Genomic DNA, 20777 nt, shown 5'->3' with positions numbered 1-20777 from the left:
TTTTTCGTGCCTCAAAAAAGGATGCCACTGCAATCGCTAACGCAAATAAAACGCTTATTTACGTTGTATTAAAATTCTAAATAATCTGCATCGTATTTTTTTCCTAAAAGTTGTTGTATCACTTTTGGGTTTCCGTTAGAATAAAACTGTAATTTAGGTTTGTTTGTAGTATCATTTAAAAGCTCATGTAGTTTTAAAACGGCTTTTGTTTGTTTAGCTACAGCTTCACCAGAGTCTATTATATTTACATGGCTTGGCAGCATTTCTAACAACTGTGGTATTAAATAAGGATAATGTGTACAGCCTAAAACAAGATAATCGATGTTGGCGTCAAGCATTGGTTTTAAGTATACCTGTAAAAGTGCCTTCATTTCCTCGCTGTTAATAGTACCATTTTCAATTAAAGGCACAATACCTTCGCCAACTTGCTCAATAACTTCAATGCCATTAGTAAACAAATCGGTTGTTTTATGAAAAAGGGTACTAGAAAGTGTTCCTTTTGTAGCAAGTATACCAACAGCTTTTGTTTTTGTATTTAATGCAGCAGGTTTAATGGCTGGTTCGATTCCTATAAAAGGTATATTGTATTTTTTTCGTAAATAATGTATTGCATTTGTAGTTGCAGTATTGCATGCAACAACTATAATTTTACAACCTTTACTTAAAAGTAGTTCGGTGTTCTTTATGCATAAAGCAATAATTTCTTCTTTGGTTTTATTACCATAAGGAGCATGTTTGCTGTCTGCTAAATAAATAGTGTTTTCATGCGGTAAACGTGCATGAAGTTCTTTCCATATAGAGGTTCCACCAACACCAGAATCAAAAATACCAATAGGTTGTTTACGCATAATACAAAAATAAAAAAGCTACCTAGTTAAAGGTAGCTTTTTAAATAATTTATTGTAATGTTTTTATTAGAAACCTAATTCTTTTTTAACATCAGCAAGTAAGTCTTTACCTTCTGCCATAATAACGCCACCACCTTGAGTAGAATCTAGCACATAGTTAAAACCTTGCGCTTTAGCTACCTTTAATATCGCAGCTTTAGCTTTTTCAGTAATAGGCTTAAGTAAGTCTACTTCTTTCTTTTGCATGTCTTGTTGTGCTTGACCTTGGTATTGTTGGATGTTTTGTTGCATTGTTTGTACCTCTACCATACGTTTTTGGTTTTCTTCTGCTGTTTTAGTAGAAGCTTCAGAATCGTATAATTTCATTTTGTTTTGGTATTCAGTAACCATAGCTTTAATGTCTGCTTCGTAAGTTTTACCAAGCTTATCCATTTCTGCTTGTGCCGTTTTCATTGCTGGCATTGCTGCAATAAGATCTTGCGTGTTTATATGCGCAACTTTAGTTTGTGCTTGCATAAAGCTAGTTCCTCCAATAAATAAAGCTACTGCTACTAATAAGGTTTTAATTTGTTTCATTTTTAATAGTTTAATGTGTGTGTAATAAATTGTTAATTGTCTTCGCCTTCTTCTTCGTCGGCATTATTGTTTTCGCGTTCTTCTTTTGCTTTTCTACGCTCTTCTAATATTCTTTGTCTTCTTTCTTCTAATGCTTTCTTACGAGCTTCTTTGTCACTTAATTGTTCTGAAGCTTCCTTTTTTTCTTCTATAGTAGTTTTACTATCTACATTTTCTTCCCCCTCACTCTTATTTTCTTCTTGACCATTTTGGTCATCTACATCTTCTGTATTATCTCTTTCTTCTAGCTTGCTTTCCTTTAAATCTTTTCTGGCTTGAACAATGCTATCTCTTCTTTTTTGTGCTGCTTCTTTTTTTGCTTCACGTGCTTCTAATATTTCTTTTCTGCGTTGTTCTGCTTCTGCGGCACGAGCTGCTTTTTTATCTTCTAATGCTTGTTTTCTAGCATCTAATGTTTCGTTTACTTCTGGTACAACATCTTCCTCCTTTGCATTTTTTCTTTCTTTTTTAGAATTTGCTTGGTCACGTTTTGAAGTACGTACAATTGCTCGTATTACTTGCTCGCTAATATCAAATCTATCTGCCGAATACAGCATAACAACATCTGCAGACTTATCGAAAATAAAATCAAACTTTTTTGTAGATGCTATATCTTGAACAGCTGCAAATATTTGATCTTGTATAGGTTGAATTAGTTGTCTTTTTTGAATCATTAAATCGCCATTAGGACCAAATCTATTTTGTTGGTATTCTAATATTTCAAGTTCTTCAAAATTAATATCTTCTTCACGTTCTTTTACAAGTTCGCTAGTTAAAAGTGTTTTTTCATTACTTAAATCTTTTCGTTTTTGTTCTATTTCACCTAAACGAGTATCGATTTCAGATTTCCATTTTTGAACTTTACCATCCAATTGCGTTGTTGCTTCTTGGTATTCTGGTATATTTTCTAAAATGTATTCGGTGTCGATATAACCTATTCTAACACCACGTTGTGCTTGAGTGGTTGTTATGCTAAGCATGAATACAATTGCCAGTAAAAAAAGAACTTTTAATTTCATCTGTTTTATATTTTTATAATTTATTGGCTTTATAAATTCTAAAAAGGACAGGTGATTATTTAACTGTTTCTGTCTTTTTTCGAATTAAGCTTTTCAAAATTAACGAATTTTAATTTTAAAAATTTTAATTCTTCTTTTAAATAATCAAATTGTTAATAGAAAATATCGTGCCAAAATTTTTTTTCAACTAAAATTGTTGTCCAATTATAAAGTGAGTTTGCCATCCACTTACTTGACTTCCTTGCCCTGGAACAGAATCAAATCCGTAACCAAAATCAATTCCTAGTAATCCAAAAGCAGGCATAAATAAACGTAAACCTAAACCTGAAGATCTTTTTAAATCAAATGGATTGTAGTCATGAAAGTTATTATAAGCAATACCACCTTCAAGAAAACCTAACATGTAAATTTTAGCAGCAGGTTTTAACGTGATTGGGTAACGTAATTCTAAAGAGAATTTATTATATATAGAACCACCATCACTGGTTACATTTCCATTATCATCTAAAGGCTGTATCGATTGGTTTTCGTAACCACGTAATGCTATAGATTCTCTTCCGTCTAAACTATAACTCCCTAATCCGTCACCTCCAAGGAAGAAACGTTCGAAAGGAATAACACCTCTGTCATTATTATATGCTCCTAAGAAACCTAGCTCTAAACTTGGACGTAATACTAGTTTTCCAACTACTTTCGTGTACCAATCTGCTTTAAATTTTATTTTATAAAATTCTAACATTTTGTAGCGTTCTTGGTCAATTTCACCAGCTCTCTCATAGTCATCAGTATCTGTTAAATCTAATGCATCTCTTTCGTCTGCTAATGCACTATAATCTACATTGTTGAATAAAGAATATGGTAAAGATAATTTTGCGGTAATATTAAAATTTGAACCACCTGTAGGGAAAATAGGATCGTTGTAAGTGTTATTTCTACTTAAACCAATAGTGTACGCTAGGTTGTTAGAGTAACCATCACCAAAAGTAAATAGACCAGTATTATAGTTTTTTAGGTCATAGTGTTGAAAGCTTAACCCTTGCGATAGTGTAAAATAATCATCTGGAACCGAAAGTCTTTTCGCTAACCCAACAGATATTCCTGTAATATTGAAACGCTTATCTTTATCCGCATTTCCTGTACTAGAATCGTATAAAAACTGTTTAGAGTGAGAAATAGAGGTTGAAAATTGAACTGGTTTTTTACCACCTAACCATGGCTCTGTAAAAGAGAAACTATAGGTTTGGTAAAATTTACTTGCTTGTAAACGAAGTGCTAGTTTTTGACCATCACCACGAGGAACAGGTTTATAGGCATCTTTGTTTAAAATGTTTTTTATAGAAAAGTTATTAAAGGATAAACCTAGCGTCCCAATAAAACCACCTCCACCATAACCACCTTGAAGTTCTATTTGGCTAGACCCTGTTTCTACTACGCCGTATTGTAAATCGATAGTACCTTCGTTAGGGTTTGGGTTTTTAAAATCTGTGCTTATTTGTTCTGCATCAAAAAATCCTAGTTGACTTAATTCTCTAATAGTACGTACAACATTTGCTTTACTATATAATTGTCCTGGACGTGTACGAAGTTCACGGTAAATTACTTTATCGTTTGTAACATCATTTCCAGTTACAGTAACACTATTGAAGTAGGTTGGTTTACCTTCAGAGATTCTAATTTCCATATCAATAACATTACCTTCAGCATTAATTTCTACCGGATTAATTGTTGAAAATAAATACCCGTTATTTTGATATAGATTTGTTAAATCGTCTCCGTCTGGTCTGGAATCGTCAGCTATTTTTTCTTGTAAAAGAACACCGTTATAGGTTTCCCCTTTTTTAATACGGAGTACTCTTTTTAGTATTTCATCGGTATACACGGTATTACCAATAAAGGAAATATCACCAAAACTGTATTTTTCTCCTTCTTCTAGGTTAATATTTAAAGATACAGTATTGTCATTATTAACAACTAAACTGTCGCTTAAAATCCTTGCATCTCTATATCCGTTTTCTTTGTATTTGTTAATTAAGCTAGTTAAGTCTGTTTTATAGTCTTCTTCTATGTATTTAGAGCGTTTCCAAACTCTTGCATAGTTTCTTTTTTTTGTGTTTTTCATTGCATTACGTAGCTTGTTTTCTGGTAAAACAGAATTGCCAGTAAATACGATGTCTTTTACTTTTACTTTTTTTCCTTTGTCTATTGCTAAAACCATATTGACTTTAGCTTTATTTAGAGAATCTGCAATTTCAATGGTGTTTATATTTGCTTTTGCATTATAGAAACCATCTTTTTTATACTTGTTTTGTAGGTAGTTTTTAGTAGTTGTTACTAAGTTTTCTGTAACCTTAACGCCCTTTTCAAGTTTGTTTTCTTTAATTATTGTTTCTTTTTTTCCTTTTTTTACTCCAGTAATTTTAATGTCATTAAGTTCCGGTAAATCCGATAATCTAATTTCTAAAAATGCAGTACTTCCTTCTACCTTTAAAAGGTATATATCTATATCGTTAAAAAGATTCGAGTTCCAAAGTTTTTTAATGGCACTACTAATGTCTTCGCCAGGAATTTGAATTTCACTTCCTTTTCTTAATCCAGAATAGGTAATAATGGTTTGTTCACTAAAGGAAGAGTTACCATTTACAGTGATTTCTGCAATAGTATATTTGTTACCTTTTGTAAATGTAGTTTCTTGAGCAAATGTGCTTAAACTAAATATGGTTACTATTAGTGCTAAAAAATATTTAGTATTTGCTTTAAAAGGCATTAACTTAGCTAAGTTGTTCACTTGTTTTCCCAAATCTTCTTTCTCTTTTTTGATATTCTATTATGGCTTCGTATAAATTTTGCTTATTAAAATCTGGCCATAAGGTTTCCGTAAAATACAATTCTGCATAGGCTATTTGCCAAAGCAGGAAGTTACTAATACGTTGCTCGCCACTGGTTCTAATAAGCAAATCTACATCTGGTAAATTTTGCGTGTAAAGATGCTCATTAATAAATGATTCATCAATACTTTCGGGCGAAATTATATTATTTTTAACTTTAATTGCTATTTTTTTAACTGTATTTAGTATTTCTTCTCTCGAACCATAGCTTAAAGCCAAAGTAAGAGTCATTCTATTATTCGTTTTTGTTTTGTCTATAACTTCTAGTAGTTCCCGATGTGCTTTTTTAGGAAGTGCATCTAAATTGCCAATTGCAGATAATTTAATATTGTTTTCTTGAAGTGTTTTGATTTCTTTTTTTAAAGCAGAAACTAAAAGTTTCATTAGCGTTTGCACTTCAAGTTTTGGTCTATTCCAGTTTTCAGTAGAAAAAGCATAGAGTGTTAGGTTTTCTATTCCTAATTCTGCAGATGCTTCTACAGTTTCTCTTACCGATTTTGTGCCGTTTTCATGACCAAAAGCACGAAGCATACCTTTCTGTTTAGCCCATCTACCATTGCCATCCATAATTATAGCTAGATGTTTTGGCAATTTATTTGTATTTATTTTTTCTTTTAAATTCATTTAAAAAGAACAATAACATGGTGTTTCACCAAATGTATACGTTAGTGTTAACCCAGTAAATACATACCAGTCATTATTATTTAAATTCCCAAAAGCATACCTATCAAATGCTTCTTCAGCGTCTGGTACGCTACCATCAATTTCATCGGAAAAAGTATAACGTGCTCCTATTTCTCCTGCAAGTATCAGGTTTTCTGCTATTTGGTGTTTGTAACCTAAAACCATCGGTATTGCAAAAGCAATGCTTGAAGTGTCATCATCTAACAACTCACCATTTAAATCAAAACGGTAATTGTCGTGTTTGGCAACAGCTATTCCTGTGTATAAATATGGAGTAGAATTTGTTTTTCTACTATGTAAGTTAAAATTAAAGAAAGTAAATTCTAAACCTAAGGACGCCTCAATAATAGCATTATTGATTTTGTAATCTCTTTCTTTTCTTCTTGGGTCATCCGATTTACTATCGTCTGCTTCCAGTTCTGAGTATATTAAGGAAAAGCGAAAAGAGTGTCTAGCACTTCTATTCCATTTAAAAATACCACCAACTGCTGGTTGATTTGGTGAAATATACTTTGAAGAACCAACATCACCAATAAAATTACTACCACCAGCGAACACACCTATTTCATAAGTTTGTGCTTGCGATAGCTGAAAAGTTAAAGCGCTGATTATAATAATGATAAAATATCTCATATGCGATTAAAGTTTGCAAATATAATAAATAAGATTAGCCAATAACAATTTGAATCAAATTGTATGGGAATAAAACAGTTTTTCGGTTAAAATATTGTTTAATTCCGTTTATCCTCACCCCAAAGTAGTTTTTTTCTGAGTGTATCTAGAAAACTTTCCTCTATTAATTCTAACATTTTTATTGTAAAAGGTGCTTTTTTAATTTTTATAATGGTGTTATTGTTAAGTGTTGCTATTCTAGAATCTAAAGAAACTAAATGTTGCTCTTCTCTACCATCCACTTTTAATTCTATTTCTGTAGAGTCTGGTATCACTAATGGTCTTGCGCTTAAATTATGTGGCGCAATTGGTGTTAAAACAAAACTATTAGTGTCTGGGGTTATTACAGGTCCTCCACAACTTAAAGAATATCCAGTAGATCCTGTAGGTGTAGATACTATTAACCCATCACTCCAATACGACGTTAAATACTCGTTATTCAGTTTTGTGTCCACAGTTATCATGGAGGTCGTATTCTTTCTACTTATTGCAATCTCGTTAAGTGCAAAGTTGGTTTCTTTAATATCCTTATTTTCTGGAAATGTTTCAATACTTAATAAACTACGTTCCGATATTTTGTAGTTTTTATTTAATATGTTTTTAAAAGCATATTCAATATCATCGGTTTGTATTGTTGCTAAAAACCCTAATCGTCCTGTGTTTACTCCAACAATTGGTATATCTAGATCTTTTACATATGTTATTGCGCGTAAAATGGTGCCATCTCCGCCTATACTTATTAATAAGTTAAAAGTATTATCTAGAGTTGTAAAAGCGCTTACCGAAGTACTCTTAATAATGTCTTTTGTGTTTTCAAAGAATTCTTGTTCTATAAAAATTTCTACATCTTCTTTTGAAAGAATTTTTAATAGAAGATCAAAAGTATCCAAAGATTTTTCAGGATAATATTGACTGTATATAGCTATCTTCATATTACATGTTTAGATATTTGTTAAGATAATCGGATCGTTCTTTTAAACTTTCTAAATAACTGTCTTCTTCATGCCCAGAAACTACATTATAACTGTAACGTCTAAAGGTTTGCATGATGTCATTTAATCCTGTGTTTCCTATTTTAAGTGTTATTTGTACTACATCATTTTCCATTTTCGAAATAAAAGCACCTAGTAGTTTACCATCATTAGATTCTACAATTTGGCTTATTTCGCTAAACGAATAATCATTCAACCCCTTTTCTACAATTAAAATACCTCCAGCTTCAGAGAAAAAAGGTGTTTCGTTAAACAAACTAATAATGTCTTTAAGTTCGTAGTAGCCTAAATAATTATTGCTTTTACTTAAAACAGGCATGATGTTCGTCGAATTTTGAGCGAAAGCTTCTAATATATCTAACCAATTTGTTTCTTCTCTTACAAAAAAACCTTCCGCCGAATAAGTGATTTCATTTACTGGTTTTGCGCTTTCAAAGCAATGTACGTCTGTTTCAGAAATACAACCTAAATAAACACCTTCCTCATTTTTGATAGGAATATGAGAATATGTGAGCTGATTAAATAGTATCTGCAAATCACGTACGCTATCACTTAATGTAAGTGGTTTGATATCGTTTATTATATAATTTGAAAGATTCATTTTTCTTCTTTTTTACTTCTGCAAATTAATCAAAAAAATAGTACAAAAAGGCTGTTCTAGTTTGTATTTTTGCACTATAATACATTATATAATGACAAAATTAAGTGTAAATATTAATAAGATAGCAACTTTGCGAAACTCACGAGGTGGAGATTTGCCAAACGTAGTGCAGTTTGCTAAAGATGTGCAGCGTTTTGGAGCAGAAGGGGTAACGATTCATCCAAGACCAGACGAAAGACATATTCGTTATCAAGATGCTTACGATTTAAAACCAGAAGTGTATACCGAATATAATATTGAAGGGAACCCAATTCCCAAGTTTTTAGATATGGTATTAGCTATAAAACCTACACAAGTTACTTTGGTTCCAGACAGTATAGATGCTATTACTAGTAATGCAGGGTGGGATACCATTAAGCATAAAGATTTTTTAGTAGAAGTGATTCAAGAGTTTAAGCAAAATGGGATACGTACTTCTATTTTTGTCGATCCAGATGTAAAACAAATAGAAGGTGCAAAAGCAACTGGAACCGATAGAATCGAGTTATATACCGAAGCATTTGCGCACCAATATAGTTTAGAGAATTACGACGCTATTAAACCATATACCGTTTGTGCCCAATTATGTAATACATTAGGTTTAGGTATAAATGCTGGGCATGATTTGTCTTTAGATAATATGAAATTTTTTAAAGAAAACATTCCAGGACTATTAGAGGTTTCTATTGGTCATGCATTAATTTCTGAAAGCCTCTATCTTGGTGTAGAAAATGTAATTCAAATGTATTTACAACGACTTAAATAAAAATATAAAGCAACAATTTCGTGGCAAATAAAGAAATATTACACGCTAATATAATAGGAGAAGGAAAACCTTTTGTAATTCTTCATGGGTTTTTAGGAATGAGCGATAATTGGAAAACGCTTGGAACGCAATTTAGCGAAGTAGGTTTTCAAGTGCATTTAGTAGATCAGCGAAATCATGGTAGAAGTTTTCATGATTCTCTTTTTAATTATGATGTTTTAGTAGAAGATTTGAAGCGTTATTGTGAAGAAAATGAATTAGAAGATATCGTGCTTTTAGGACATTCGATGGGAGGAAAAACAGCCATGCTTTTTGCTACAGAATACCCCGAATTAGTGTCTAAATTAATAGTCGCAGATATTTCTCCAAGATTTTACCCAATTCATCACGATGCTATTTTAGAAGGATTAAGTAGTCTTAATTTTGAAACATTAAAAACAAGAGGAGCTGCAGATAAAGTGCTGGCAGATTATGTTTCCGATTTTGGAACTAGACAGTTTTTGCTTAAAAATCTATATTGGATAGAAAAAGGAAAACTTGCACTGCGCATAAACTTAAAGGTTTTAAAAGAAAATGTAAGTGAAGTCGGAGAAGCTTTGCCAATACATGCGAAATTTAGTAAAGATACTATGTTTCTTCGTGGAGATAAAAGCGAATATATTGCACTACAAGACGAAGCATTAATTAATAGGCATTTTCCCTTAGCCAATATTATAACTATAAAAAACGCAGGACATTGGTTACATGCCGAAAATCCAACAGATTTTTTTAATGCTGTAATAAGTTTCGTAAATTAAATTGTAACTAATTGTAGATTATACTTACTAATCAAATAAAAATATGAACTTAATTATAAGACTTTTATTAAATGCTATTGCCGTTTTTGTATTAGCAAATATATTAAACGGTGTGCAGGTAGATGGTTATGTTACCGCTATCGTTGTGGCACTAGTGCTTTCTATTTTAAACTTAATAGTAAAACCAATTTTGGTTATTTTAACCTTGCCAATTACCATTGTAACATTAGGTTTGTTTATGTTTGTTATTAATGCATGCATTATACTTCTAGTAGATAATTTTATTGATGGTTTTGTGGTGAATACTTTCTGGACCGCAATGCTTTTTAGTGTGCTTTTATGCATCTTACAATCCTTATTGCATTCCTTTTTAAAACAAGATAAAAAGTAGCCTTGCTATCAATACGTTAAAAACTTTGTTCTAGTGTAAAAAAGTAGTATTTTTGCACTCCTTTTTAATAGAAATAACTCTAAAAAGAAAAACTTTTTAGATTCCTATTAAAATGTTTTCCATGAAAGTGGAAGCGTAAACTAGTGTTAAATGCCCTTTTTGGGGCTTTATATCATTTATAATGAATATTACAAGAGAAAACATTGATGCATTAAATGCAGTAGTAAAAGTAGATATCGCAAAAGAAGATTATAGCGATAAAATTGAAAAAATCTTAACAGATTATAAAAAAACTGCTAACATTCCTGGATTTAGAAAAGGGCACGTGCCAATGGGAATGGTAAAGAAACAATATGGTAAAGCCGTTTTAGTAGACGAGGTTAATAAGCTTTTACAAGACGCATTAAATAAATATTTAACAGAAGAAAAGTTAGATGTTTTAGGACAACCTTTACCAAAAGTACAAGACGATATTGATTGGGATGCCGAAAACTTTTCTTTTGAATTTGAATTAGGTTTAGCGCCAGAATTTAATGTAGACTTAAAAAGTAAAAAAGCAATAACACATTATAATATAGTTGCTGGAGATAAAATGATTGATGATCAAATCGTGAATATTCAAAAGCAATATGGTAAATTAATTTCGCAAACTACAATCGAAAAAGACAGTGAAATTACTGGAACTTTCAAAAACGAAGAAAAAGAAATTGAAAATACAGTAACTTTAACTTTAGATAAATTTAAAGGAGCAGCAAACGCAAAGAAATTTATTGGAGCTAAAGTTGGTGACGTAATTGCATTAAAAACAAAAGGTTTATATAGTGATGATCATGATTTAATGCATGCATTAAAAATTCAACATGATGAAGCGCATGGTTTAGAAATAGAAGTAACCTTTACCGTTACAGAAATTAACCAACGCGAACTTGCAGATTTAGACCAAGAATTGTTTACAAAACTATTTGCAGATGGTAGCGTGACTACAGTTTCAGAATTAAAAGATAAGATTAAAGAGGATGCCGAAAAACAATTCGTGCAACAAGGAGATCAAAAGCTTTTAAATGATGTTACAGAGTATTTAGTAGAAAATACCAAGTTCGATCTACCAGCAGCATTCTTACAGAAATGGATGCAAACTGCAGGTGAGCAACAATTAACAGAAGACCAAGCAAAAGAAGAATACGAAAAATCTGAAAAAAGCTTGCGTTACCAATTAATTGAAGGGAAATTAATTACAGATAACAAAATACAAGTAACGCTAGAAGATATTAAAGGACATGCTAAAAACATGATTAAAGCGCAAATGGCTCAATTTGGACAAATGAATCCGTCTGAAAAAGAACTAGATGATATTGCTGCTCGTGTATTGTCTAACCAAGATGAAGCTCGTAAAATGTCTGAGCAAATCATTAGCCAACGTTTATTAGAGATCTATAAAGAAAAGGCAAATGTTAAAGCTAAAGAATTAACTTACGAAGACTTTGTAAAAGAAGTTTACGGAGATAAATAAGAAGGTGAAATAGTAGCACATAGCTTATCTAAGTGTTAACATAATTTTAAAGAATAAATCCTTATATTTAGGCGTTGAAACTTTTAGGTTTCGACGCCTTTTTTAATAACTATAATTTTTATATCAACATATGGATTACGGAAAAGAATTCGAAAAATTCGCAATTAAAGATCAAGGAATAAGCAGTACATATTACAATAAGATAATTAGTAGCATGTATCCAACAAACTTGACACCAAATATTATTGAAGAACGTCAAATGAATATCGCTATTTTTGATGTGTTTTCACGTTTAATGATGGATAGAATTATCTTTTTAGGAACTGGAATTAACGACCAAGTTGCTAATATTATTCAAGCTCAATTATTATTTTTAGAAAGTACCGATGCTAATAAAGATATTCAAATCTATATAAATTCTCCAGGAGGAAGTGTATATGCAGGTCTTGGTATTTATGATACGATGCAATTCATTAAGCCAGACGTAGCTACAATTTGTACAGGAATGGCTGCATCTATGGGAGCTGTTTTATTATGTGCAGGACAAAAAGGAAAACGTAGTGGTTTAACTCACTCTAGAGTTATGATTCACCAACCTTTAGGTGGAGCGCAAGGTCAAGCGAGTGATATAGAAATTACAGCTCGTGAAATTTTAATCTTAAAAGAAGAGCTTTATAATATTATAAGTAAACATTCTGGACAAGATTACGATAAAGTATACGCCGATAGTGATCGTGATTACTGGATGAAAGCAGATAAAGCTAAAGAATACGGAATGATTGATGAGATTTTAGTTAGAAGCTAAAATTAATGCAATAAAAATTGTCATATCGAGAATTAGTCGAGATATCTTTTAAAAATTAGATTTTTTAACATAATTGGTATGACATTTAAATTAAGTAAAAGTTAGTGTGAAAAATTAAAAATTTGGAACCCATAACTTTTAACTAATAACTTAAATAATGGCAAAAGAAGATTTAGAATGTTCGTTTTGTGGACGAAAAAAACCAGAAACAAACTTATTAATTGCAGGATTAGATGCACATATTTGTGATCGCTGTATAGAGCAAGCTCACGGTATTGTTATAGAAGAATCTAAACAAACCGATAATAGTGACCTTTCTGCAGAGTTAGTATTACGTAAGCCAATAAAAATTAAAGGCTTTTTAGACGAATATATAATTGGGCAAGAAGCAACCAAAAAAGTAATGTCTGTTGCAGTATATAATCACTACAAAAGATTATTACAGCCACCAACGGATGACGATATTGAGATTCAAAAATCAAATATCATCATGGTTGGACAAACTGGTACTGGTAAAACTTTAATGGCTAAAACAGTTGCTAGAATGTTAAATGTACCTTTAGCAATTGTAGATGCTACCGTTTTAACAGAAGCGGGATATGTTGGTGAAGATGTAGAAAGTATTTTAACGAGATTGTTGCAAGCAGCCGATTACAATTTAGAAAAAGCAGAAAAAGGAATTGTTTTTATAGATGAAATAGATAAGATTGCACGTAAAAGTGACAATCCATCTATTACTCGTGATGTTTCTGGAGAAGGCGTACAACAAGCATTATTAAAATTACTTGAAGGTACCGTTGTAAATGTGCCACCAAAAGGAGGACGTAAACATCCAGATCAAAAATTTATAGAAGTAAATACAGAAAACATCTTGTTTATCGCAGGTGGAGCTTTCGATGGTATCGATCGTGTAATCTCAAAAAGATTAAACATGCAAGCCGTTGGTTATTCTGCTTCTATGAGTGATGATGTTGTAGACCATGACCATCTTTTGCAATACATTATTCCTAAAGATTTAAAAGACTTTGGTTTAATTCCAGAAATTATTGGTCGTCTACCTGTACTAACATACATGGATCCTTTAGATGCAAAAACCTTAAGAGCGATTTTAACCGAACCTAAAAATGCCATCATTAAACAATACAAAAAATTGTTCGAAATGGACGAAATTGCTTTTAGTATTGCAGATGGCGCTTTAGATTTTATTGTAGGAAAAGCTATCGAGTATAAGTTAGGAGCTCGTGGATTACGTTCGCTTTGTGAAGAAATATTAACAGATGCCATGTTCGAGTTACCAGGAAGTAAAGAGAAAAAACTAAATGTAACTAAAGCGTACGCTGAAGAAAAATTAACAAAAACTACAATTAAGAAATTGAAAGCTGTTTCATAATTTTTAATTGTTATCCTTAATAAAAAAACCATTTATAAGTATTTATAAATGGTTTTTTGTTTATTTTAAAAAATGAAATTTAAAGAGGTAAAAGCAATAGAAACTCCAAGATTAACATTGCATATATTAAATGGAGATGATGTAGATATTGTTTTTGCTCTGCGATCTAATGTCGAAGTCATACAATATATTGTGCGAGAGCCACTTAAAAATATATCTGAAGGTGAAGAAAAAACACAAGAATTGGTCAAGTATATAGAGAACAACGAGTCTATTTCTTGGGTTATAAGTCTAACTTCTGAAAAAATAAAAATAGGAAGTATTTGTCTTTGGAACTTTAGTGAAGACAGAAAAACAGCAGAAGTTGGTTACGATTTGTTGCCAGAATACCATAAGTTAGGGATAATGAATGAAGCATTAAAAGCTGTACTATGCTTTGGCTTTAGTACTTTGAAATTAAACACTGTTGAAGCATATACAAGTAAATATAATAAAGGCTCTATTGCATTATTGAAAAAGAATGATTTTAAACAATGTCAGGATAGAAAAGATGAAGGCTTTCCAGATAATATTATTTTTAACTTAAAGATTTAGCTTTTTTATTTTTAAAAAATCGGTACAATTCAATATTCATAAAAATAAGAAGCATACCATACATAGTGTCTTCTACAGGAATATTACTAATTCTAATTCCTAGATTTTCTGTGTTATTATACCAGACAATAGGTTCTTTTACTAAAAAACTTCCGGTTAGAATTCCATTGCTAATAAAAAAGAATGGAAGAATTAAAAAATAACTCAAGTAATGATAAGACATATTAGTTTTTCTAATTTTTAATATAATTAGAAAAATAGAGGTGCTTAAAAAAGTGATAGAAGTGTAGCGTTTTTCTAGGTGAAACAGACCAATAACTAAAAGAAATATTATAAAAGTAAAACTTAAAACAGATTCTATTTTTTCAAAAGGGTTCTTATTAATAAGATGTTTCATTGCAAAAAAAGTGAATACACAACAATAAGGAATGCATATAAAAAATAAGACTTCTTCAATAGGTAAGTTTCCTAAATCAATTCCTGTTAAATAGTTTGGGTTAAAGCCCCAAACGCCAATATTAGTAAAAATAGAATCCCAAATAATAAAAAGGACCGCAACAATTATATTGGCTTTAAAAAAAGAGTTCCATTCTTTATAGAAGGCATGTTTATTATAAAAACTAGCTATAAGTGGTATAGCAATACAAGCTAAATCTACTAAAAGGTAGGTGTAAGACTGCATTTATTGTTTAAAAGTATTGTGATATTTTTTTGGAACAAACAGCATACCAAAACATTCGCCTTCTTGTTTGCCTAAATGTTTATGGTGCACTTTATGGGCTTTTCTTAATCCAATAAGGTATTTGTTTTTGGTGTTTTTAAACCATTTAAAACGTTGATGTATAAGCACATCGTGTATTAAAAAATAACTAAGGCCGTAAAAGAAAATCCCTAAGCCAATAAAGAATAAGAAATTTAAATTCGGAATGACACCATAATATAAAAGTAAGATGCTTGGAATTGCAAAAATAACGAAAAAAGCATCGTTTTTTTCGAAAGCATGAGGGTATTTAGGCTGGTGATGATCCTCATGTAAATACCATAAAAAACCGTGCATTACATATTTATGTGTAAGCCAAGTTATTGCTTCCATGCAAGCAAATGTTAGCATGGTAATTAGTATGTAGAGTATTATAGTCATGTTGTATTGTAAGTTACTAAATTCGTTGAAAAATTAAAAAGCATTTAACTTATATCTTATATAGGATTTAGTGAGTATAAATAACTTTAGTGTGTTAGATATTCTAATTCTTCCACTTAAAATCTTTTCAGAATCTGCTTTTTTAAGTTTCTTTAGTAGTTTTAAATAATATCTGTATGCAATATAAACACCAAGTCTACTTTCTAAAGGTAGTTGAATAATTCCTTTGTAAGCTTCATTAAAATCTTTTTCAATGTCTTTTATAATTTCTTCTTTATTCGTGTTGTTTAACGAATCACTATTTAGGTTTGGGAAGTAAGAACGTCCTAAGCTCTCAGTATCGTCTTTAAAATCTCTTAAAAAATTCACTTTTTGAAATGCAGATCCTAAACGAGTTGCAGATTCTTTTAATGCATTAAATTTTTCATCATTATTATTTACAAATACCCTTAAGCACATTAAACCAACAACATCTGCAGAGCCATATATATAATTTTCATACGCTTCTTTAGTATTGTATTCTGTTACTTGTAAATCGGCCTCCATTCGTTTTAGAAAGTCATCTGCATAGGTATGTAAGCGATATTTGTGGGCTACTTCTTGAAACGAATTAATGATAGGGTTTAAGCTAATTTTTCTGTCTAATGATTTTTTGTAATCTGCAACAAATTCATAAAATAACTCTTCTTGATTATACCTGTCAAAGGAATCTACAATTTCATCAGCATAGCGAACAAAACCATATATTGCATAGATGGAAGGTCGAATAGCAGGAGCGAAAAGTTTTATGCCAAGAGAAAAAGAAGTGCTGTAGCAGTTGGTAACAATCTTGCTACATTTTAAACTGGATGTATCAAATAATGCTTTCATATTATGCTAAGTTTTTAATGATTAGATCGCTAACTATTTTTCCGGAAATTAAAGAAGGTGGTACACCTGGTCCTGGAACGGTTAGTTGTCCGCAGAAATATAAATTTTCGATTTTTTTGCTTTTTAATTTGGGCCTTAAAACATGTGTTTGTGTTAAAGTATTTGCTAAACCATACGCATTACCTTTATACGAATTGTAGTCTTTTTTAAAGTCTTTTACACAATAGGATTCTTTAAAAAGTATATTTTTTTTGATGTTTTCTCCAGTAATTTTTTCAATTCTATCTATTAGTTGGTTAAAGTAATGCTCTCTTATTTCTGGAGTGTCTTTAACATCTGGAGCAATAGGAATTAAAAATATGCCAGTTTCTTTTCCTTTAGGAGCTGTTGAAGTATCTGTAATACTTGGAAAACTAGCATAGAATAATGGTTTTTCTGCCCATTCTTTAGTGTCATAAATGGTTTTAGCGTGTGTTTCAAAATCGGTATCAAAAAACAAGGTATGATGTGATACGTTTTTTAATTTTTTGTCAAATCCAACATAGAAAAGTAGCGCAGAAGGAGCAAAAGTTTTTTTATTCCAATACGATTCAGAGTATTGTCTTAATTCTTTTGGAAGTAGTGTTTCTGTGTGATGATAATCTGCTCCGCTTAATAAAATATCGCAAGTATGATTTTCTTTATTTGAAGTTATTCCAACTACTTTATTGTTTTTTGTATTTATATTTTCTACTGTACAATCTGTAATTATTTTTACTCCCAGACTTTCTGCAAGATTTGTCATTGCAATAACTACTTCATACATGCCTCCTTCTGGATGCCAAGTACCTAGTTTAAAATCGGTATAATTCATGAAATTATAAAAGGAAGGCGTATTGCTAGGTTTTGCACCAAGAAATAAAACAGGGAATTCTAATATTTTTTGTAGTTTTTTGTTTTTTACATATCCACTAACTTGTTTTTTTATGGTGGAAACAAATTCGGATAGTTTTAAAATGGTTTTGCTATTTATTATTTCAAAAACATGAACACCTGGTTTGTAAACCAAGTCTTTTATAGCGATGTTATAATTTTTTTCTGCCTTATTTATAAATTTTTGAAGTTTATTGGCACTCCCTTTTTCAATGCTTTCAAAGGTGTTTTTTATAGCTTCAAAATTATCAGCGATACTAATTGAATCTTCTTTTCCAAAATAAATTTGGTAAGCAGGGTTTAATTTGTTGAGTTTGTAAAAGTTTTTTGTAGAGGTATTAAAGTCGTTAAAAAAACGTTCAAACACATCTGGCATCCAGTAAAAAGTTGGCCCAATGTCAAAAACAAAACCATCTTTTTTTAATTGCCTAGCTCTTCCGCCAACCGTTTTGTTTTTTTCTAAAATAGTTACATCAAAACCTTTACTTGCTAAATAGCAAGATGCGGATAGTGAGGAAAATCCAGACCCAATAATGATAATTTTTTTCAAACGCATTGCATAATTTAATTAAATAAACCGACAACAAAAAAAGTTGTCGGTTTATTTATGAAAACCAATTAGAGGAATTGGTTTTTGTTAGTTATTAATCATTACTTTATTTATAACATGTATAACACCGTTTCCAGCTTGTACATCTACTGCTATAATACCAATATCTGTAGCTCCAGAGCCATCTGTTATATTTGCGATATTGTTACCAGTTCCTGGTAGTGTAATGGTGATGTTGTCACCTTCTAAAGTCCCTGCAGTTGTATCTCCAGGATTGTTTAACATGCTAGAAGTAATATTAGCTTCTTGAATAACGTGGTGTAATAGAACTTGTGTTAAAGGACCTTCGGCAGGAATTGCGGCTAAAGATGCAAAAGCATCATTAGTTGGAGCAAATACTGTAAAGTCAGGGTTTATCATATCTGTATTACCAATTTCAGTTCGAGATAAAATGGAAGCAAAATCTGTAGCTGGAGTTAAAGTGGTTAACGCTTCTACTAAAGTAGAAAATGTTGGGTCTGCCGTAGCGAAAGTAACTACCGTTGGAATATCTATTACGGTATCTACAGCGTGTATAATTCCGTTAGTACCTACAACATCTGCTTGTGTCACTGTAGAGACTCCATTAAAAACAACTCCATTAGAGGTGTTGTAATACAAACTTAATGCGTTGTCTCCAGGTCCAGTTGCTCCTGTATTTGTATATCCTGTTCCTGCATCAACCAAAGCACTAGAAGTAACTGTAGAACCTATGATTACATGGTTAAGTAAAAGTTGTGAAAGTACAGCAGTATCTACATCTCCTAAAGCAGTACCATTTAAGAATGTGCTAAAGGCATTATTGTCTGGCGCTAATACTGTAAAAGGTCCATCTGTACTAAGAACATTAACTAAATCCCCATCTGCAGCTCCTAAAGCAGCCACTAAGTTAGAAAAAGATGGGTTGGCAACAGCATGGTCTACTATACTAGGTAATTCTAATACGGTATCTATAATATGTACAGTTCCGTTAGAGGCATTTACGTCTGCTGTAGTAACCATTGCTGTATTATTAAAAGTTACACCGTTAGTTGCATCAAAATAAATGCTGATATTTAAATTATCTGGTCCGCTAGCGCTTCCTGATGTATAACCAGATCCCATTGATATTAAGTCGCTAGAAGATACATCTGCCATGATTACATGGTTTAAAAGTACTTGAGCTAGTACGTCTGTTGGAACTGCATCTAAAGAAGCAAATCCGTTAGCAGTTAGAAAATTTGCAAAAGCATCATTGGTAGGAGCCAATACCGTAAAAGGTCCACTGCCACTTAAAACTGTAGTAAGATTTCCATCAGCTCTATTTAGAGCTGCCACTAAAGAACTTAAATCTGGTGTTGCTAATGCTAATTCTACAATGTTAGGTGTAGTTGTTGAGTTGTTGTTATTGTCGTCGTCATTACTACAAGATGTTATGAACAATGATAGACTAAAAAGTGCGATAATAAAGATTTTCGTTTTCATATTGTCTAAGTTTAATAATTAATATTTAGACAAATATATAATAAAATTTATAATTGTCAAATAAAAAATAAAATAAGTTGGACAAATTGATTTTTATTTTTTTTAGTTCATTCGTTTTTTTTGTTTAACTTTGTCTTATAAATTATTAGACATGAGTAGATATACAATGGCACAAATTGTTACTTTAACAGGTATAAAAGCGCATACTTTACGTAAATGGGAGACTAGATATAATTTTTTAGATCCAGAACGTACAGATACTAACATTAGGTATTATTCGGATAATCAATTAAAAAAATTATTGAACATTAGTGTGTTAAGTAGAAATGGTTTCAGAATTTCTAAAATAGATAAAATGTCTGATGCAGAAATTCATAAAACCATTATAGATAGCCTTGTTAAAGGGAATTATGAAGATGAAATAAGTGCTTTGGTTATTAGTATGCTGGATATGGATGAGGTATCTTTTAATGAGATTTTAAGGACACAAATCATTAAAAAAGGTTTATTGACTACTACTGTGGAGCTTATTTATCCATTTCTAAATCAAGTTGGTGTTCTTTGGGGAGTTAATAAAGTGATGCCAGCACAAGAGCATTTTATTTCTAATTTAATTAAGAAAAAAATGTTTGCTTCTATAGATTTGCTCCCTTATCCACAGGAAGAAGCACCTAAAATATTGATGTTTTTAACAGAAAATGAGCATCATGAAATAGGACTTTTACTCGCATATTATATTGCCAGAGAGATGGGGTGGAAAGTATATTATTTAGGGCAAAATGTGCCTATTGAGAATATTAAGCAAGTTGTAACAGAAATTCGACCAGCGCTTATGCTATCTATGTTTGTTACTCCTACAGAAGTATCTATTTCCAGTAAAATAGATGCGATTTTACAACAAGGAGAAAGTGTGCCTCTTCTTGTTTCTGGAAATCCCATGAGTTTTGAAAGTGTTAAAGAGAGTGAAATGCTGAAATATTTGTCGCATCCTGAAGATTTAATTGAAATCTTAAAAAATAAAAAACCCAAGTAATCTACTTGGGTTTTTATTTATGGACGATAATTAATACTGCATCAGTATATAGTAATCGATTAATAGCAAGGCTAAAGTAATTGTAATTTATTTAATAACATTGTGTTTTAGATAAAGGATAGTTAATACTCGTTGTATTTAAATAGAATGTTTTTTTTTC

21 protein-coding genes are annotated in these 20777 nt (G+C 31.2%); 8 read left to right on the top strand and 13 right to left on the bottom strand.

Translation table 11 applies throughout. From position 1 onward, the window contains the following. Positions 1–68 precede the first annotated feature (68 nt). From murI to Q4512_RS05290, 8 genes are all read right to left on the bottom strand, one after another. Positions 69–848: a glutamate racemase gene (gene murI, locus Q4512_RS05325; protein WP_303422466.1), complete on the bottom strand. Its 780-nt coding sequence runs from the start codon at positions 846–848 to the stop codon at positions 69–71. Positions 849–914: 66 nt separating this feature from the next. Beyond that, positions 915–1424 (bottom strand): OmpH family outer membrane protein, encoded by a 510-nt coding sequence (locus tag Q4512_RS05320; protein ID WP_303422463.1) that lies wholly within the window; start codon positions 1422–1424, stop codon positions 915–917. Positions 1425–1456: 32 nt separating this feature from the next. Next, complete coding sequence (locus Q4512_RS05315; RefSeq protein ID WP_303422461.1) at positions 1457–2482, bottom strand: OmpH family outer membrane protein; 1026 nt, start codon at positions 2480–2482, stop codon at positions 1457–1459. A gap of 187 nt (positions 2483–2669) precedes the next feature. Continuing rightward, positions 2670–5246 carry an outer membrane protein assembly factor BamA gene (gene bamA, locus Q4512_RS05310; RefSeq protein WP_303423201.1) on the bottom strand — a complete coding sequence of 859 codons (2577 nt, stop codon included), beginning with the start codon at positions 5244–5246 and terminating at the stop codon, positions 2670–2672. A 4-nt stretch (positions 5247–5250) separates the two neighbouring features. After that, positions 5251–5991, bottom strand: coding sequence for an isoprenyl transferase (locus Q4512_RS05305; RefSeq protein WP_303422457.1), 741 nt, complete (start codon positions 5989–5991; stop codon positions 5251–5253). Next, positions 5992–6684 carry a DUF6089 family protein gene (locus tag Q4512_RS05300; protein ID WP_303422454.1) on the bottom strand — a complete coding sequence of 231 codons (693 nt, stop codon included), beginning with the start codon at positions 6682–6684 and terminating at the stop codon, positions 5992–5994. Positions 6685–6782: 98 nt separating this feature from the next. After that, positions 6783–7655 carry an NAD kinase gene (locus Q4512_RS05295; protein WP_303422452.1) on the bottom strand — a complete coding sequence of 291 codons (873 nt, stop codon included), beginning with the start codon at positions 7653–7655 and terminating at the stop codon, positions 6783–6785. 1 nt (position 7656) lies between these two features. Then, positions 7657–8316 carry a CBS domain-containing protein gene (locus Q4512_RS05290; protein ID WP_303422449.1) on the bottom strand — a complete coding sequence of 220 codons (660 nt, stop codon included), beginning with the start codon at positions 8314–8316 and terminating at the stop codon, positions 7657–7659. A 91-nt stretch (positions 8317–8407) separates the two neighbouring features. On the opposite strand from Q4512_RS05290, the gene Q4512_RS05285 reads away from it, so the two are divergent. From Q4512_RS05285 to Q4512_RS05255, 7 genes are all read left to right on the top strand, one after another. Then, the gene (locus Q4512_RS05285; protein WP_303422446.1) at positions 8408–9121 is read left to right on the top strand and encodes a pyridoxine 5'-phosphate synthase; all 714 of its coding nucleotides are present in this window, start codon (positions 8408–8410) and stop codon (positions 9119–9121) included. 20 nt (positions 9122–9141) lie between these two features. Beyond that, a complete protein-coding gene (locus Q4512_RS05280) occupies positions 9142–9918 on the top strand; it encodes an alpha/beta fold hydrolase (protein ID WP_303422443.1) in 777 nt (258 codons plus the stop codon). A 43-nt stretch (positions 9919–9961) separates the two neighbouring features. Then, positions 9962–10309 carry a phage holin family protein gene (locus Q4512_RS05275; protein ID WP_303422440.1) on the top strand — a complete coding sequence of 116 codons (348 nt, stop codon included), beginning with the start codon at positions 9962–9964 and terminating at the stop codon, positions 10307–10309. Positions 10310–10490: 181 nt separating this feature from the next. Continuing rightward, a complete protein-coding gene (gene tig, locus Q4512_RS05270) occupies positions 10491–11819 on the top strand; it encodes a trigger factor (protein WP_303422437.1) in 1329 nt (442 codons plus the stop codon). Between the two features lie 130 nt (positions 11820–11949). Then, a complete protein-coding gene (gene clpP / locus Q4512_RS05265; RefSeq protein WP_215967612.1) occupies positions 11950–12624 on the top strand; it encodes an ATP-dependent Clp endopeptidase proteolytic subunit ClpP in 675 nt (224 codons plus the stop codon). 157 nt (positions 12625–12781) lie between these two features. Further along, positions 12782–14014, top strand: a complete 1233-nt coding sequence (clpX, locus tag Q4512_RS05260; protein WP_303422431.1) for an ATP-dependent Clp protease ATP-binding subunit ClpX — start codon at positions 12782–12784, stop codon at positions 14012–14014. Positions 14015–14086: 72 nt separating this feature from the next. Beyond that, a complete protein-coding gene (locus tag Q4512_RS05255; RefSeq protein ID WP_303422426.1) occupies positions 14087–14608 on the top strand; it encodes a GNAT family N-acetyltransferase in 522 nt (173 codons plus the stop codon). On the opposite strand, the gene Q4512_RS05250 is transcribed toward Q4512_RS05255, so the two are convergent. The 5 genes from Q4512_RS05250 to Q4512_RS05230 all read right to left on the bottom strand — a co-directional run bounded on the left by Q4512_RS05250 (position 14592) and on the right by Q4512_RS05230 (position 19584). Further along, complete coding sequence (locus tag Q4512_RS05250; RefSeq protein ID WP_303422424.1) at positions 14592–15290, bottom strand: lycopene cyclase domain-containing protein; 699 nt, start codon at positions 15288–15290, stop codon at positions 14592–14594. The two genes, Q4512_RS05255 and Q4512_RS05250, sit on opposite strands and share 17 nt — an antisense overlap. Beyond that, entirely contained in the window at positions 15291–15749 is a 459-nt protein-coding gene (locus Q4512_RS05245) for a sterol desaturase family protein (protein ID WP_303422421.1), read from the bottom strand. Between the two features lie 33 nt (positions 15750–15782). Next, on the bottom strand, positions 15783–16619 hold the full coding sequence (locus Q4512_RS05240) for a squalene/phytoene synthase family protein (protein ID WP_303422418.1): 837 nt from the start codon (positions 16617–16619) through the stop codon (positions 15783–15785). Between the two features lies 1 nt (position 16620). Beyond that, entirely contained in the window at positions 16621–18087 is a 1467-nt protein-coding gene (locus Q4512_RS05235) for an NAD(P)/FAD-dependent oxidoreductase (RefSeq protein WP_303422415.1), read from the bottom strand. 81 nt (positions 18088–18168) lie between these two features. Next, positions 18169–19584: a fasciclin domain-containing protein gene (locus Q4512_RS05230; RefSeq protein WP_303422412.1), complete on the bottom strand. Its 1416-nt coding sequence runs from the start codon at positions 19582–19584 to the stop codon at positions 18169–18171. Between the two features lie 151 nt (positions 19585–19735). Between Q4512_RS05230 and Q4512_RS05225 the strand changes: the two genes are divergently transcribed. Next, a complete protein-coding gene (locus Q4512_RS05225; protein ID WP_303422410.1) occupies positions 19736–20617 on the top strand; it encodes a MerR family transcriptional regulator in 882 nt (293 codons plus the stop codon). Positions 20618–20777: the final 160 nt, after the last annotated feature.

It is taken from the genome of Oceanihabitans sp. 2_MG-2023, assembly GCF_030547245.1.
GTDB lineage: Bacteria > Bacteroidota > Bacteroidia > Flavobacteriales > Flavobacteriaceae > Oceanihabitans.
This window is presented reverse-complemented; position numbering and strand designations above follow the sequence as displayed.

Excerpts from the sequence above, each read along its gene's own strand:
- Q4512_RS05320 (WP_303422463.1), bottom strand. The coding sequence starts at position 1,424 with ATGAAACAAATTAAAACCTTATTAGTAGCAGTAGCTTTATTTATTGGA.
- Q4512_RS05240 (WP_303422418.1), bottom strand. The coding sequence starts at position 16,619 with ATGAAAGCATTATTTGATACATCCAGTTTAAAATGTAGCAAGATTGTT.
- Q4512_RS05250 (WP_303422424.1), bottom strand. The coding sequence starts at position 15,290 with ATGCAGTCTTACACCTACCTTTTAGTAGATTTAGCTTGTATTGCTATA.
- Q4512_RS05315 (WP_303422461.1), bottom strand. The coding sequence starts at position 2,482 with ATGAAATTAAAAGTTCTTTTTTTACTGGCAATTGTATTCATGCTTAGC.
- clpP (WP_215967612.1), top strand. The coding sequence starts at position 11,950 with ATGGATTACGGAAAAGAATTCGAAAAATTCGCAATTAAAGATCAAGGA.
- Q4512_RS05225 (WP_303422410.1), top strand. The coding sequence starts at position 19,736 with ATGAGTAGATATACAATGGCACAAATTGTTACTTTAACAGGTATAAAA.
- Q4512_RS05305 (WP_303422457.1), bottom strand. The coding sequence starts at position 5,991 with ATGAATTTAAAAGAAAAAATAAATACAAATAAATTGCCAAAACATCTA.
- Q4512_RS05230 (WP_303422412.1), bottom strand. The coding sequence starts at position 19,584 with ATGAAAACGAAAATCTTTATTATCGCACTTTTTAGTCTATCATTGTTC.
- Q4512_RS05295 (WP_303422452.1), bottom strand. The coding sequence starts at position 7,655 with ATGAAGATAGCTATATACAGTCAATATTATCCTGAAAAATCTTTGGAT.
- tig (WP_303422437.1), top strand. The coding sequence starts at position 10,491 with ATGAATATTACAAGAGAAAACATTGATGCATTAAATGCAGTAGTAAAA.
- murI (WP_303422466.1), bottom strand. The coding sequence starts at position 848 with ATGCGTAAACAACCTATTGGTATTTTTGATTCTGGTGTTGGTGGAACC.
- Q4512_RS05245 (WP_303422421.1), bottom strand. The coding sequence starts at position 15,749 with ATGACTATAATACTCTACATACTAATTACCATGCTAACATTTGCTTGC.
- Q4512_RS05235 (WP_303422415.1), bottom strand. The coding sequence starts at position 18,087 with ATGCGTTTGAAAAAAATTATCATTATTGGGTCTGGATTTTCCTCACTA.
- Q4512_RS05290 (WP_303422449.1), bottom strand. The coding sequence starts at position 8,316 with ATGAATCTTTCAAATTATATAATAAACGATATCAAACCACTTACATTA.
- bamA (WP_303423201.1), bottom strand. The coding sequence starts at position 5,246 with ATGCCTTTTAAAGCAAATACTAAATATTTTTTAGCACTAATAGTAACC.
- Q4512_RS05255 (WP_303422426.1), top strand. The coding sequence starts at position 14,087 with ATGAAATTTAAAGAGGTAAAAGCAATAGAAACTCCAAGATTAACATTG.
- Q4512_RS05275 (WP_303422440.1), top strand. The coding sequence starts at position 9,962 with ATGAACTTAATTATAAGACTTTTATTAAATGCTATTGCCGTTTTTGTA.
- Q4512_RS05285 (WP_303422446.1), top strand. The coding sequence starts at position 8,408 with ATGACAAAATTAAGTGTAAATATTAATAAGATAGCAACTTTGCGAAAC.
- Q4512_RS05300 (WP_303422454.1), bottom strand. The coding sequence starts at position 6,684 with ATGAGATATTTTATCATTATTATAATCAGCGCTTTAACTTTTCAGCTA.
- clpX (WP_303422431.1), top strand. The coding sequence starts at position 12,782 with ATGGCAAAAGAAGATTTAGAATGTTCGTTTTGTGGACGAAAAAAACCA.